At 70.9% G+C, this 13,128-nt stretch carries 11 protein-coding genes; 6 read left to right on the top strand and 5 right to left on the bottom strand.

What is annotated here, in order from left to right; translation table 11 throughout:
* The first annotated feature begins 158 nt into the window (after positions 1-158).
* On the top strand, positions 159-767 hold the full coding sequence (locus tag ACX9TP_RS47260) for a DUF6891 domain-containing protein (protein WP_482977317.1): 609 nt from the start codon (positions 159-161) through the stop codon (positions 765-767).
* Between the two features lies 1 nt (position 768).
* Here ACX9TP_RS47260 and ACX9TP_RS47255 read toward each other — a convergent pair whose 3' ends face one another.
* Positions 769-1,560 (bottom strand): ABC transporter ATP-binding protein, encoded by a 792-nt coding sequence (locus tag ACX9TP_RS47255; RefSeq protein WP_482977316.1) that lies wholly within the window; start codon positions 1,558-1,560, stop codon positions 769-771.
* A gap of 298 nt (positions 1,561-1,858) precedes the next feature.
* On the opposite strand from ACX9TP_RS47255, the gene ACX9TP_RS47250 reads away from it, so the two are divergent.
* A complete protein-coding gene (locus ACX9TP_RS47250; protein WP_482977315.1) occupies positions 1,859-2,872 on the top strand; it encodes an ABC transporter ATP-binding protein in 1,014 nt (337 codons plus the stop codon).
* 87 nt (positions 2,873-2,959) lie between these two features.
* Here the strand turns inward: ACX9TP_RS47250 and ACX9TP_RS47245 are convergent, their stop codons facing one another.
* From ACX9TP_RS47245 to ACX9TP_RS47235, 3 genes are all read right to left on the bottom strand, one after another.
* The gene (locus ACX9TP_RS47245) at positions 2,960-4,666 is read right to left on the bottom strand and encodes a methyltransferase (RefSeq protein ID WP_482977314.1); all 1,707 of its coding nucleotides are present in this window, start codon (positions 4,664-4,666) and stop codon (positions 2,960-2,962) included.
* The gene (locus ACX9TP_RS47240; protein WP_482977313.1) at positions 4,663-7,011 is read right to left on the bottom strand and encodes a glycosyltransferase; all 2,349 of its coding nucleotides are present in this window, start codon (positions 7,009-7,011) and stop codon (positions 4,663-4,665) included. Before ACX9TP_RS47240 ends, ACX9TP_RS47245 begins: the two co-directional genes overlap by 4 nt.
* Positions 7,012-7,704: 693 nt before the next feature.
* Complete coding sequence (locus ACX9TP_RS47235) at positions 7,705-7,902, bottom strand: hypothetical protein (protein WP_267858231.1); 198 nt, start codon at positions 7,900-7,902, stop codon at positions 7,705-7,707.
* Between the two features lie 233 nt (positions 7,903-8,135).
* On the opposite strand from ACX9TP_RS47235, the gene ACX9TP_RS47230 reads away from it, so the two are divergent.
* The 4 genes from ACX9TP_RS47230 to ACX9TP_RS47215 all read left to right on the top strand — a co-directional run bounded on the left by ACX9TP_RS47230 (position 8,136) and on the right by ACX9TP_RS47215 (position 11,826).
* On the top strand, positions 8,136-8,462 hold the full coding sequence (locus tag ACX9TP_RS47230; protein WP_482977312.1) for a DUF2171 domain-containing protein: 327 nt from the start codon (positions 8,136-8,138) through the stop codon (positions 8,460-8,462).
* A 172-nt stretch (positions 8,463-8,634) separates the two neighbouring features.
* Positions 8,635-9,885, top strand: a complete 1,251-nt coding sequence (locus tag ACX9TP_RS47225) for a Kelch repeat-containing protein (RefSeq protein WP_482977311.1) — start codon at positions 8,635-8,637, stop codon at positions 9,883-9,885.
* A 59-nt stretch (positions 9,886-9,944) separates the two neighbouring features.
* Positions 9,945-10,310: a hypothetical protein gene (locus ACX9TP_RS47220; protein WP_482977310.1), complete on the top strand. Its 366-nt coding sequence runs from the start codon at positions 9,945-9,947 to the stop codon at positions 10,308-10,310.
* Between the two features lie 109 nt (positions 10,311-10,419).
* On the top strand, positions 10,420-11,826 hold the full coding sequence (locus ACX9TP_RS47215) for a M24 family metallopeptidase (RefSeq protein WP_482977309.1): 1,407 nt from the start codon (positions 10,420-10,422) through the stop codon (positions 11,824-11,826).
* Between the two features lie 51 nt (positions 11,827-11,877).
* On the opposite strand, the gene ACX9TP_RS47210 is transcribed toward ACX9TP_RS47215, so the two are convergent.
* Positions 11,878-13,062: a cytochrome-c peroxidase gene (locus tag ACX9TP_RS47210; protein ID WP_482977308.1), complete on the bottom strand. Its 1,185-nt coding sequence runs from the start codon at positions 13,060-13,062 to the stop codon at positions 11,878-11,880.
* Positions 13,063-13,128 lie beyond the last annotated feature (66 nt).

Below are 13,128 nucleotides of genomic sequence, written 5' to 3'. Positions count from 1 at the left end.
GGCATGGCTGCGTGGCGGCATTGTGCAATGCCGGCGCCGGGGATTCATCCCGGTGGGATTCCGGAGGCCCCGGCGTATGCGTGCCCCGGCCTCGCGGTGCGGGTCCTGACGGTGGTGCGGAGGAGCCAGGACCCTGCGCCCGGAATAGAATCCCGCGCATGAGCGACGATGATTCCCGGAGGCACCTGTTCGCCCGTGTCGAGTCCGCGGTGCGCGGCGGCTTCGAGGACGAGGAGGAGCTCCTCGAGAGCCTGGAGCAGTGGGTGGAGGACGAGCTGGGGGAGAGCAGCAGCGCGCTGTACGAGCAGCTGGATGCCCACGCCCGGAAGCTGCTCCAGGAGCAGCGCGTCCGGGAGGCGGGCTGGAGCGAGCCGACGCTGAATGACGCCATCGACAGCGCCTTCGACGAGCTGAACCAGCGCGGCATCGTCGCGCTGGAGAACGCGGGCTACACGATGTCCGACGGCTGGTCCGACGTGAACGAGGTCGCCAGCTACCAGGACACTCCGCCGCGCGGGGCGGTCTTCTACCACGGGCAGGATTTGGAGCGCGGCGTCGCGGGCGAGGGCCTGATGCTGGCCTTCGGTGCCTACGAGAGCAACCCCGCGAAGCACGCGGAGGCGAGCCTCGCCATCGGTCGCGAGGTGTGTGAGGTGCTCGGGCGCCATGGAGTGAAGACGGAGTGGAACGGCTCCGTGGAGGCGCGCATCCAGATTCCCCCCTTCGAGTGGCGCAAGCGCCGGTGGACCGAGGTGGCCCGGGCGTAGCTCAGCCCTGGGCCTTGCTCTTCGCGCGGCGCTGCAGCCAGTTCTTGATGAAGGCCTTCACCTCGGGGTGCTGGGACTGGCGGAACTGGTCCGGGGGCCCGTACTCGACGATGAGACCCTCGTGCATGAGGGCGAGGGCGTCGGCCATGCCGAAGGCGGACGCCACGTCCGGCGTAATCACCAGCGAGGTGGCGCCGAGCTGCTGCTTGCCGGTGAAGATGATTTCGTTGACGGCGGCGGTGGTGAGCGGGTCCAGGCCGGCCGTGGGGTCGTCGTAGAGGAGGATTTTCGGCTGGAGGATGGTGGCGCGCGCGAAGCCCACGCGCTTCTGCATGCCGCCGGACAGCTCGCCCGGGAAGCGCGTGGTTGCGTGGGACAGGCCCACCTTGGCCAGCGTCTTGTCCACCGTCTCCTTGATTTCCGCCTCGGACATCTTCGTGCGCTCGCGCAGCGGGAACGCCACGTTGTCGTAGACGTTGAGCGAGTCGAAGAGGGCGTTGGCCTGGAAGAGGATGCCCTGCTTGCGGCGCATGTTGTTCATCGCCGCCTCATCCATCTTCGCCAGGTCCTGGCCCTCCACCAGCACCTCGCCCTTGTCCGGCTTGAGCAGGCCCATGATGTGCTTCATCAGCACCGTCTTGCCCGAGCCGGACACGCCCATCAGCACGCAGGTGGTGCCCTCGGGGACGACGAGGCTGACGCCTCGCAGGGCCTCGGTGGCGCCGAAGGACTTGTGGATGTCCCGGACCTCGATGGCCGGGGGACGCGCCGGCTCGCCGCTCGTGTCGCTCATGGCCGCTCCACCATAGTGCGCGGGGCGTCCCTCCGCTGCCCCAATCCCTTCGCTCTCGGGAGGACGTACCCGGGGTGCGCGGCGCTTCGGCTTCGAAGTGAGGACGCGCTTCGTCTGGCCGCCCGGTGGGTGTCTCCGGGCATGGCCGTGGGGGGCGCGGGATGTCCGCGGGTGCACGGCGGCGTGACGGAGTGCTTGCCGTACAGGCAGGGGAAGGGATGCTCCGAGCTCATGTGGACGGTGAGACGGTGTGACGCGCGGTGGGCCCGGGGCATGGGCAGCGGGGAGGTGTAGCCGCGTGGCGACGGTGTCCCTGCAGGACGTGCGCAAGGTGTACCGGGGCGGGGTGGCCGCGGTGAAGGGCGTGACGCTGGACATCGCGGACGGCGAGTTCGTATCGCTGGTGGGGCCGTCGGGCTGCGGCAAGTCCACGACGCTGAACCTCATCGCCGGGCTGGAGGAGTTGTCGGGCGGGACGCTGCGCATCGACGGCGCGGTGGTGAATGGGATGTCGCCGCGCGAGCGGGACATCGCCATGGTGTTCCAGAGCTACGCGCTCTATCCGCACATGGATGTGGCGAAGAACCTGGCCTTCCCGCTGGAGGTGGCGGGGCTGGGGCGCGCGGACATCGACGCGCGGGTGCGCGAGGTGGCGGCGGTGCTGGGGCTGGAGGCGCTGCTGGCGCGGAGGCCGAAGGAGCTGTCGGGTGGGCAGCGGCAGCGCGTGGCGCTGGGGCGTGCGCTGGTGCGCAGGCCGAAGGTGTTCCTGTTCGACGAGCCGCTGTCCAACCTGGACGCGGCGCTGCGCGCGCAGATGCGCGGGGAAATCAAGAAGCTGCACGAGCAGCTCAAGGCGACGTTCATCTACGTCACGCATGACCAGGCCGAGGCGATGACGCTGTCGGACCGGGTGGTGGTGATGCACCAGGGAGAGGTGCAGCAGGTGGCGCCGCCGCGAGAGCTGTATGACGCGCCGGGGAACCTGTTCGTGGCGGGCTTCTTCGGCTCGCCGCGCATCAACCTGGTGAAGCCGGGCACGCTGGGCCGGCCGGACGTGGACGTGGTGCTGGGGCTGCGCCCCGAGCACCTGGAGGTGGGGCAGGGCGCGGTGCCGTCCGGAGCCCTGGAGGGCCGCGTGTACCTGGTGGAGCCGATGGGCGCGGAGAGCTGGGTGACGGTGGAGGTGGCCGGCGAGCGCATGGTGGCGCGCGCGGCCGGAGACTTCCGTGCGCCCACCGGCAGTCCCGTGTGGCTGCGCTACGACGCGGCGAAGCTGCGGCGGTTCGAGGCGGGGTCGGGCCGGGCGGTGTGAGCGGGAGGGTCCGTCTCATGTTCGGCACCGAGCGGCGGCGAGCCCACGCCGCCAAGGCCTCGCCGTACGGCGACGATGTCGACGTCATCATCCAATGCGGGAGCCATGAGCGGCCTCCTTTCCAGCCTGGCCGACGCCGGTGCTGAGCAATGCCCTCGTTCCGTACGGCACTCGCTGCCAGGGGGCATCAAGACCCGCCAGCTCGAACAGCTTCCGGAACTCTGCCTCCGTGCGTTCTCGTCCTCCCGTGGTCACGAGCATGTGCAAATCGAGCAGGCCGCCGTTCACACCTTCGAGGACCATCTCGATGACATGGACCCGGCCTCCGGGCCGTAGCGCCTCGCGAGCACGTTGCAGGATGCGCAGCGCATCCGCGTCATCCCAGTCGTGCAGCACACGGGCGAGGATGACCGCATCCGCCTGGACTTCCCACGGTGCGAAGAAGTCCCCCGCGCGCACCGTGAGCTGCTCACGCAGGTCCGGCGGCACCTCCACGCTTCGCGCCACCTCCGGCCGCTCCAACAGTACGCCCTGTAGCCCCGGTCTCCGCCGCAGCAACTCACACAGCAGTGTCCCGGAGCCGCCACCCGCATCGAGCACCACCCCCCGGGTGAGCTCAGGCAGGTGCTCGGCGAGGCCCGTGTAGTCGTGCCGTGCGTACGTCGCCATCGCACGGTGGTAGCTCGCGACGCGCTCCGGAGCCTTCGCCAGTGCTTCGAAGAAGCGGGGCGGCTCCCAGCGCGTGTCCTGCCGCAGCGCCGCGGGCAGTTCCTCCCAGAGCCCGTAGCAGTCCCGTCCCCAGTGGAGCGCGGCGTCGTGCAGGCTCAGCGGGTGCATGGGTGTGAGCAGGGCACCACGCCGGGTTGCCTTCCAGGTGTCACCCTCCCGCTCGACGAGCCCCAGCTCTCCCAGGGCTCGCAGCAGGCGGGCGCAGCGGTCCGGGCGCAGTGCGCGCTGCTCGGCGACGTGGGCCACCGTGGCCGGAAGCGCTTCCAGGATGCGCAGCTCCGCCGCTGCGCACAGCGTCTGCGTCCTCCAGAAGCCCACCATGTCCCCGGACAGCCCCTCCAGCTCCGTTCGTGAGGGCGGCCGGAGCTCGCACACCGTTTCGCCTCGCTCGTCGATGACGGCGAGTGCGCCATCCTCACGCTCCACCCGTGACTGTCCGTTGTAGAAGGGCTCCACCGCCGCGAAGCGGTGCGGATACAGCGGGGCACCGTCCCGGTCCACGTGGTGCCAGCCACGCGCGTCTCTCGCCCGCGCGTAGCCCTTGTGGAACACGTCCAGGTCCAGGAACCGCCGGTCATTCAGCGGGCGCCCGTCCCGGTCGATGTGCAGGTGGAGTCCGGAGCCCTCCTGCACCACCGCGCAGCCCTCCCGGTAGTCTCCGGCGTACGCGTACCGCTCGCCGTACACGGCGCCACCCTCCCGGTCGATGTGGAAGTAGCGCCCGTCCCCGCCGCGCACCGTGCAGCGCCCGTCCTGGAAGTTCCCGCACCACGCGTGCCGCACCCCCGCCAGCTCCGAGCCGTCCGGCCGCACGTGGAATGCTCCATCCTCCGTCTCCACGGTGGCCAGCCCCTCATAGAAGCCGAAGGTCCGCCGGAAGCGGCGTGAGTAGGCGGGACGCGCCGCCGTGTCGATGTGGAAGGCGCCTGAAGCGTCCAGTGCCGCCGCCAGTCCAGGCGCGTGGAAGGAGAGCACCTCGGTGAAGCGCGCCGGGTACAGCGGCGCTCCGTCCAGCAGGTGGTGCGTCCGGTCCGACGCCACTCGCGTCTTTGCCCAGTCGCTCATCGCGCCACCTCCGCGGGCTGGCGCATGTTGCAGCCCTTGCACAGCGGATGCTCGGGGTACGTCTCCCGCAGTCGCAGGTACTTCTCGCCGTTCCACACCTCCTGGATGCCCACGTGGTTCAGGTCGCCGAACTCGCCGAGCGTCCGCCGCTCCTTGTCCGGCGCGCAGCATGGGTCGAAGCGCCCGAGCGCGCTCACCCAGGCCTCCTTCCCGAGGAACGGGCACCGCGCACCGGGAGCCAGGTCCGCCACGGCCTCCTCCCCGAGCACGTGGAGGTTCTCCAGCAGCACCGAGCGTCCACCCGGCGGGGGATGCGCCGCCGCCTCACGCGCCTCGCGGACGGCCGCGTTCCAGCGGGCCAGGGACTCGGGGCTGCGGCGCATCGACAGCGGCTGTATCTGCTCGAAGTGCGCCCACAGGTGGTGGCCCTTCACCCGGTCCACTCCGAGGCTCGCGGCCAGCCGCACGATGTCCGCGAGCTCCGCTACGTTTGACTCCAGGAAGGTGAGCTGGAGCGTCACGCGGCAGCGGTGTCCGCCCGCGCGGGCGTGGGCATCTCTTTCGGAGATGAAGGTGCGGAGGTTCGCCAGCACCCGCTCCCACCGCGTGCCGAGCATCACCGCCTCCTGGGTCTGCTTCGTCGCTCCGTTCCAGGAAATCTTCACGTCGGAGGTGATGGGCACCAGCCGCCGGGCCCACTCGCGCGCGCCCCTTCGGGGGAAGGTGCCGTTGGTGGTGAGATTCATCAGCACGCCGTGCTCCATGCACAGGTCGATGATGTCGTCGAAGTGGGCGTAGAGCAGCGGCTCGCCCATGGTGGAGGGGATGATTTCGCGCAGCGGCGTGTCGCGGCTGTCCTCCATCACCCGGCGCAGCAGGGAGAGCGGCATCCTCCGCTTCGCAACACCGGCGGCTTCGCGCTCGCGCTGAGTGTGGCTGTAGGGCGAGTGCTCCTCGCACATGATGCACTTGAGGTTGCAGTCGTCCGGGTTGGTGTCGAAGGTGATGCGCCAGGGCCCCGGGCGCGCGGGCTGCCGCGCCTCGCGCCTGCTCCGGATGACGCGGGCGTAGAGCGCCTCCACGTGCTGCACATGCTCCGTCATGCCGGGGACGTCGCCGCTCTCCGCCTGGAGGTACCCGCGAGCCCCGAGGCGTGCCGCGAGCCCGGGCTCATCGACCAGTCGCTGCATGGCTCGCGCGAGCGACGCGGGCTCCCGGTGCGTGAAGAGCAATCCATTCACGCTGTCCTGGACGTACTCGCGCATGCCGCCCGCGTCAGCGGTGATGACGGGGACGCGGGCCTGGAGGGCCTCGTGGATGACGAGCGGCGAGTTCTCCACCCAGACCGACGGCACCACGATGGCGTCCACGTGGTTGAACACGTCACGGACGATGTCCGCGTTGCGGTACTCGGGACGCCACTCGACGCGGGCAGCGGCGTCACCTGGGAGGGCGCGGGCCATGGCCTGGAGTGCCTCCGTGTCCGCGCCGCGGGGGCGGCCCCAGATGCGCAGCCTCGCGTTGCCCTTCACCTGGCCGAAGGCCTGGAGGAGGTGGTGGATGCCCTTGGCGGGGATGTGCGTGCCGATGTAGCCGAAGACGGGCTCCGGCTCGGGTTGGCGCTGCCGGCCGCCCAGGCGTGCGAGGTCGAAGCCGTAGTCGAGGTACACCAACTTCGAGGCAGGCAGGCCGAAGTCGTCGCGGAAGCGCTCGAGCAGGTAGCGCGATGGAGCGATGAAGAGGTCCACCCGCTCGGCCATCCGCCGCACATGCTCCATGCGGCGGCGCACCCAGCCCTGCCAGTGGGCGATGTCCTCCTCTCGCTCTTCGGGAGCGCCGGAGAAGTAGCGCGCGTAGCAGCGCTCGGCGCACTTGCGGTCCTCCTGTCCGCCGCAGGCGGCCCAGAGGTTGTTGGGGGCCTCCGGGTGCATCTGCATGAACTGACCGCGTGGGCACATCAGCCAGTAATCGTGGAGGGTGAAGACGATGGGGAGCTGGCGGGACGAGGCCACCTCGAGGAGTGAGGTGGAGAGGTGGTTGAGATGGCCCACGTGCACGATGTGCGGCTGGAACGCGTCGACGACTTCCGCGAAGCGCTGGTCCACGCCTTCGTGGCGGTAGCGGTCCCGGCTGTTGGGGAGGTTGACGAGGTGCAGCTGGACGCGAGGGTCGTCCGGGTCCGCTTCGTGCCGCATGGTGTAGTCCGGCGCGAAGGGGTCCTCCTGCCGGGTGAAGACCTGGACCTGATGGCGCCCCGCGAGCGCCTGGGACAAGCCCTGGGTGTAGACCTCGGACCCGGCGTTGAAGCGCATCGGGTAGCCGTGGATGAGTTGAAGGATTCGCATGGACGCAGGTTTCCTGTTCCGGCCCCGCGCGAGGCGTGCCGGGAGGAGAGGGGTAGAGCGAGCCGTTTGGGGCTTCACGTCTGGCAGGCGCATCTCGGGGCAGCGCAGCGGTTGCCAATCCGAGAGGGCGCGAAGCCGTCAGGGCTCTGTTGCTAGTTCATGAGAGGGAATGAAGGGCCGCCTGCCGAGTCCATCCGCACCTCCGAGTGAATCCGGTGCGTGAAGACACCGGCCTGGTCGATCAAGCAGGTGCGGTAGCCCTCGGGATGAGGAGCTCCGTCTGCCTGAACGGGGGTCGCCGCCGTGAGCGAGGTTTCCCCCTCGTACTTCTCCACTGGGACGTGCTGCCCATCCTGCGGGACCCGACAGGCCAAGGAGAGTAGAGGCTCGCTTTCAATTGACGTTAGAGAGCTGCCCGATTCCGCGCAAGGCCATCCACGGGGAGGGTTCAATGCCTTGCGAAGTGCTTCGTGAGGCGCCTTCCGAGTGAGCGCACGAGGTGCCGCTGCCGCTCGCTACGCGCATGGCTTCGCCGGTGCGTACGCCCGCTCGCTCGGCCGGCCCGTGACGATGTGCCCGGGCAGCGGCTCCTTCAGTTGGGAAAGTCCTCGAAGCGCAGCTCGAGGGCCGCGGCGGGCGTGCGCGCGCAACCGCGGCCGCCCGGTGTGGTGCTGGAGATGCTCGACGCCGGACTCAGGCGTAGACTTGGTTCCCTTCGAGCGTCATCTCCAGGCGCCGCGTGAGCTGTTCCATCCGGTCGTACCGCTCGCGCAGCATGTCGCGATACGCGCGCTGGTCGGCATGGGCAATCTCGTCCAGGAGCACGCGCAGCGCCGAGTCCAGCGCCTGCTTCAGCTCGCGCGCCTCTACCGCGGACAGTTCCAACAGCATGAAGCACCTCCTGCGGCGAACGTTAGGCACCGACGCGAGTCCCGGCCCCCCGTGCCCGCCCGGAGCCCGCGTTGCCCATCCGCCTGACGCCGCGTCCCTCTGCGCTTCCCCCTTGGAGCAGTGGAGGGCTCCTCCGGCCGGCTCCCCCGTGATGCCGTCCGGCGCACGAGCCCTCACTGTTCTTCTCATGCGGGCCCGGAGGGTCCGGGCGCCACGAGCACGGGGAGGTCCAGATGGTTCAGGTCGGGGAAGTACGCGAGGGGATGACGGTGCGGACCGCGGACGGGCGCGTCGTGGGACGTGTGGCCGCGGTGGGAGACATCCACTTCGAGCTGGAGCAGGGGCTCGTGCCCATTCCGCGGCGCGACTACCTCGTGGAGTACGGCGACGTGGACTTCATCCGCGACCAGGACGTGTACCTGGCGAACGCGGACCACCCGCTGCTCACGCTGGAGGAGGATGACGACGGCGGAGCCCTGCCACCCCGCCACAGCCGGGGCATGGACGCCGAGCCTGTGAATGCCGCCCCCGACATGGAGGTGGAGCCCGTCCGCCACTGACTGATGCGCTGCGCCAGCGCTCCTGGCGCGCGCCCACGCCACGCCCCCGCTTTGCTGGAATTCCGACCCGCGGGGCGGTGTAAGCGTCGGGAATCATTCAGGTGGGATAGCCCTGGAATGTCAGACCGTCAGGCTAAACGAGCCCTCTCCGACCAGCCATCCGGGTGGGTTCATGCGACGGTTCTCGACATCCTGCGTCACCGCGGTGCTCTTCGCGTTGGTGTTCTCGTGCAGCTCCGATCCACGTGCGGAAGAGGGGCACGTGGACGCGGCCGCGCGGCCGCTGGCGTTGGCCACGCCGCGCAAGCTGCTGCCCTTCGTCTCGCTGGCGGATGGGCGGGTGCTGGCCGTGGGAGGGCATGACGGCCACCGGACGCTCGCGAGCTGCGAGGTGTTCGAGCCGGCGTCGGGCACGTGGCACGTGACGGGTTCCATGCGCGCGGCGCGGCGAAACCACGCGGCGGTGCGGCTGGCGGACGGGCGCGTGCTGGTGGTGGGGGGCACGCACGGCGCGGCGATGGGGGCGCTCGCGAGCGCCGAGGTGTACGACCCGGCCACGGGTGCGTGGACGGACACGGCGTCGATGGCCGAGGCGCGCAATGACCCGGCGATGGTGCTGTTGCCGGACGGGCGCGTGCTGGTGGCGGGCGGCACGGACGTGGACCGGAGGCCGCTGCGCTCGGCGGAGCTGTACGACGCGGCGACGGGCACGTGGAGCGCGGCGGAGGCGTCCGGCTTCGCGCGCGGGGGAGCGCGGACGGCGGTGATGCTGGCCAACGGCAAGGCGCTCTTCGCGAGCGGCCTGCAGGCGGAGCTGTACGACGCGGCGACGGGCCACTGGGAGAAGGCGGGGCCGGCGGGGGGCGCGGCGGGGACGCACCGGCTGGCGCACACGGTGACGCCGCTTCCGGACGGGCGCGTGCTGGTGGTGGGCGGAACGACGGCGCGCGCGGCGGGCACGGCGGAGGTGTACGCGCCGGACACGGGCGAGTGGACGCTGGTGGCGGCACCGGCGGTGCCTCGCGAGCACCACGCGGCGGTGGTGCTGCCGGACGGCGCGGTGTGGGTGCTGGGAGGCGAGCACTCGACGACGGGAGCGCTCGCGTCGGTGGAGCGCTTCGAGCCGGCGACGGGGACGTGGGCGTCGGTGCCGGCGCTGGCGGAGCCGCGCGGGAAGCTGGCCGCGGCGGTGCTGTCGGACGGCGCGGTGCTGGTGATGGGCGGTGGGAACGAGGTGGAGGGGATGCTGTCCATGAGCGAGCGGTACGTGCCCGGCGGGTGCGTGCCGACCGTGTGCTCGGCGCGGGCGGGGATGTGCGGGCCGATGGCGGATGGTTGCGGCGGGACGCTCGACTGCGGGCCATGTGGCGCGGAGGTCTGCGCAGCGGGTGAGTGCCGCGCCGAGGGACCGGGCGTGCCGTGAGCGGGCGGGCATGCGGCGCCGTGGATGACGGCGGCGCCGCGCCCGGGTGAGATGCGGGCATGAGGCGATTCCTGGTGATGGGCGCGCTGCTCGCGGGCTGCGGAGGTTCGGAGGAGCCGCAACTCAGTTACACCGAAGTGGCGGAGCGCACGGCCGCGGCGATGTGCACGTACGCGGGGCGGTGTGACGGGAGTACGGCGTCGTACGAGCAGTGCGTGGCGGATGTGCTCGCGGCGTACGCGGCGGTGGAGCCGGAGCTGAACGGGGCTGTCTCGGGCGCGAAGTCGGGCTGCGTGCAGTGCATGCGCATCCGCACGGAGGAGCTGGAGTCGGCGCTGGAGAGCGAGTGCCAGCGGGCTCCGGACGCGGCGAGGGTGAGCGCGGCGTGCGGCGTGGATGACGCGGCGTGCGCGGGGGCTCCTTGAGGTCCGAAGTCAGGACAAAGGTGTTCAGTCAGGATGCGGGGCGGAGTCGCAACACCGTCCCGCGCGTCACAGCGGCGCACCGTCCCCGCCCGTGACAGACTGCGCGCCCATGCGCATCCGGACCCTGTTCGTCGCTCCGCTGCTCCTGTCCACCGCCTGTGCCACCGCCCCCGCCGCATCACCGGGTGAGCCGCTGGCCGTCACCGCCGCCCGCGCCCCCGCGCCCGAGCGCCCCTTCGGCACCCTGCGCGAGCAGGCCCAGCGCCAGCAGGCCTGGCTCAACGAGCGCATGGAGAAGGCCCTCCCCCAGCTCATGCGCCAGTACGGCATCGAGATGTGGGTCGTCCCCATGCGCGAGTACAACGAGGACCCCGTCTTCACCGCGCTGTCCGCCCCCACCACCTTCGCCGCCCGCCGCCGCACCATCTACGTCTTCCACGACCGCGGCCCGGAGAAGGGCGTGGAGCGGCTCGCCCTCGGCGGCGGCTCGCAGGGCGGTGTCTTCACCCCGCGCCGCGCCCAGCGTCAGGTGGACGGCGGCGGCGTCAGCCGCGAGGCCGAGCTGTGGGGCCCCGAGCAGTGGCAGGTCCTCAAGCAGGTCCTCCAGGAGCGCAACCCGAAGGTCATCGGCATCAACGTGTCCCGCACCTTCGCCTTCGCCGACGGCCTCACCCACGGCGAATACGAGGGCATGGCCGAGGCCCTCGGCCCCGACTGGGTCAAGCGCTTCAAGCCCGCCGAAGGGCTCGCCGTGGACCTCATCGCCTGGCGCTCCGCCGACGAGGCCCGCTTCTACGAGGACATGACGAAGCTCGCCTGGAACATCATCGAGCGCGCCTTCTCCAGCGACGTCATCACCCCCGGCACCACGCGCACGAAAGACGTGGAGTGGTGGATGCGCCAGCGGCTCACCGACCTGGGCCTGGACACCTGGTTCCACCCCTCCGTGGACGTGCAGCGCCAGGGCGCCACCGAGCAGCAGCTCGGCGAGGACCCCGTCATCCAGCGCGGCGACGTGCTCCACTGCGACTTCGGCCTCACCGCGCTGCGCCTGAACACGGACACGCAGCACATGGGCTACGTGCTGCGAGAGGGGGAGCAGGACGCCCCCGAGGGCCTCAAGGCCGCCCTCAAGGCGTCCAACCGCCTCCAGGACATCGTCTTCGAGGAGCTGCGCCCCGGCCGCACCGGCAATGAAATCCTCCGCGTCGCGCGCGAGCGGATGAAGGGCGAGGGCCTCGACGGCACCATCTACTCGCACCCCATTGGCCTGCACGGCCACGGCGCGGGGCCCTTCGTCGGCCTGTGGGACCGTCAGGAGGGCGTGCCTGGCAACGGCGACCACAAGGTCATCGCCAACCAGTGGTTCTCCATCGAGCTCCAGGCGACGAGCGCCGTGCCCGAGTGGAACGGGCAGCGCGTCCGCTCCGCGCAGGAGGAGGACATCACCATCGACGCCCAGGGCAAGGTGCACTGGGGCTGGCAGCGCCAGACGTCGTTCCACCTGGTGCGCTGAGCGTGCCGCCGCGGGGCTCCCGTCCACCGGGAGGGAGCCCCACCGCCGCCGTCAGCGCGCCACGCCGGTCATCGACTTCAAGAGCGCCACCAGCGCCTGCTTCTCCGCGTCGGTCAGGTCCAGCTTCACGATGGTGTCCGTCCTGCGCCCCGTGAAGGAGCCCGCTGGGTCCCCGCCCTCGTTGTAGAAGTCGATGACCTCTTCCAGGGTGGCCTGCGCGCCGGTGTGCATGTACGGCGCCGTCAGCGCCACGTTGCGCAGCGACGGCGTGCGGAACGCCCCCTCCATCTCCTGCTGGTTCGCCTGTGTGCGCAGCGTCTTCAGCCGCACGGCGTCCGTGCCCGCCGGCGCGTCGCTGAAGGCGCTCGCGGCGTTGAACTCCCAGTCCAGCAGCGGCTCCAGCGCCGTCCACTGTCCACCCGCGCCGCTTCCCGTGTCCTCCACGCCGATGTTGTGGAACAGGTCGTCGCTCAGCGACGGGCCCTTGTGGCACACCACGCACTGGCCCTTGCGCACGAAGGTCTTCAGCGCGAGGTACGACGGGTCGTCCTCCGCCGTCCCGGCTTCCGCCGCGGCGATGAAGCGCTTCACGTCCTCGTCGAAGGGCGCGTCGTTTCGCACCAGCGTCCGCTCGTACGCCGCCAGCACCTTGCCCACGTTGGCCATCAGCATCGGGCCCGTCTCGTCCTCGGGAAACCTCCCGAAGAGGGCCTGGTACTCACCCCGGTACTCCGCCGCCGCCAGCCGCGCGCCCACCACCGTCGCGTCCGAGTCCATCTCGTCCGGGTTCGTCAGCGGCAGCACCGCCTGGCTCCAGAGCCGGTCCGCGCGCCCATCCCACATGAACCAGCGGCTGTAGGCCACGTTCAGCACCGTGGGCGGGTTGCGCAGCGTGCGCTTGCCGCCGCAGCCCTCCGCCGTCGCCGTGTCCACCGTGCGCCCGTCGCCGCCGTGGCAGCTCTGGCACGACACCGTCCCGCAGCGCGACAGCTTCGGGTCGTGGAAGAGCAAATCGCCCAGCCGCTCCGCCCGCGCCACGCCGTCCACCCGGTTGGTGCCGTCCTTCGGGGGCTGCCGCGACAGGGTGTGGAGGCTTCGGAGCTGGTCCAGCTCGTCGACGTTGGGAAACGCCTCCTCGGAGTCACAAGCCAGCCCCAGCCCGCCCAGGGCCAGGGCGAGCGCGGCGGCGCGCAAGCGGTACGGGGTCTTCACCGGGTCGTCCTTCTTCACGTCCATGGCGGCCTGGGGCCCTTGCGGTGCCTCGGGCCACCCGTGGACTTCGAGCCGGCAGCTTCGCGTTCC

Source organism: Pyxidicoccus sp. M15 (assembly GCF_056858435.1).
The sequence above is the reverse complement of the archived record's forward strand: the minus strand, read 5'-3'. Positions and strand labels throughout refer to the sequence as shown.

Excerpts from the sequence above, each read along its gene's own strand:
- ACX9TP_RS47260 (WP_482977317.1), top strand. The coding sequence starts at position 159 with ATGAGCGACGATGATTCCCGGAGGCACCTGTTCGCCCGTGTCGAGTCC.
- ACX9TP_RS47255 (WP_482977316.1), bottom strand. The coding sequence starts at position 1,560 with ATGAGCGACACGAGCGGCGAGCCGGCGCGTCCCCCGGCCATCGAGGTC.
- ACX9TP_RS47245 (WP_482977314.1), bottom strand. The coding sequence starts at position 4,666 with ATGAGCGACTGGGCAAAGACGCGAGTGGCGTCGGACCGGACGCACCAC.
- ACX9TP_RS47240 (WP_482977313.1), bottom strand. The coding sequence starts at position 7,011 with ATGCGAATCCTTCAACTCATCCACGGCTACCCGATGCGCTTCAACGCC.
- ACX9TP_RS47235 (WP_267858231.1), bottom strand. The coding sequence starts at position 7,902 with ATGCTGTTGGAACTGTCCGCGGTAGAGGCGCGCGAGCTGAAGCAGGCG.
- ACX9TP_RS47230 (WP_482977312.1), top strand. The coding sequence starts at position 8,136 with ATGGTTCAGGTCGGGGAAGTACGCGAGGGGATGACGGTGCGGACCGCG.
- ACX9TP_RS47225 (WP_482977311.1), top strand. The coding sequence starts at position 8,635 with ATGCGACGGTTCTCGACATCCTGCGTCACCGCGGTGCTCTTCGCGTTG.
- ACX9TP_RS47220 (WP_482977310.1), top strand. The coding sequence starts at position 9,945 with ATGAGGCGATTCCTGGTGATGGGCGCGCTGCTCGCGGGCTGCGGAGGT.
- ACX9TP_RS47215 (WP_482977309.1), top strand. The coding sequence starts at position 10,420 with ATGCGCATCCGGACCCTGTTCGTCGCTCCGCTGCTCCTGTCCACCGCC.
- ACX9TP_RS47210 (WP_482977308.1), bottom strand. The coding sequence starts at position 13,062 with ATGGACGTGAAGAAGGACGACCCGGTGAAGACCCCGTACCGCTTGCGC.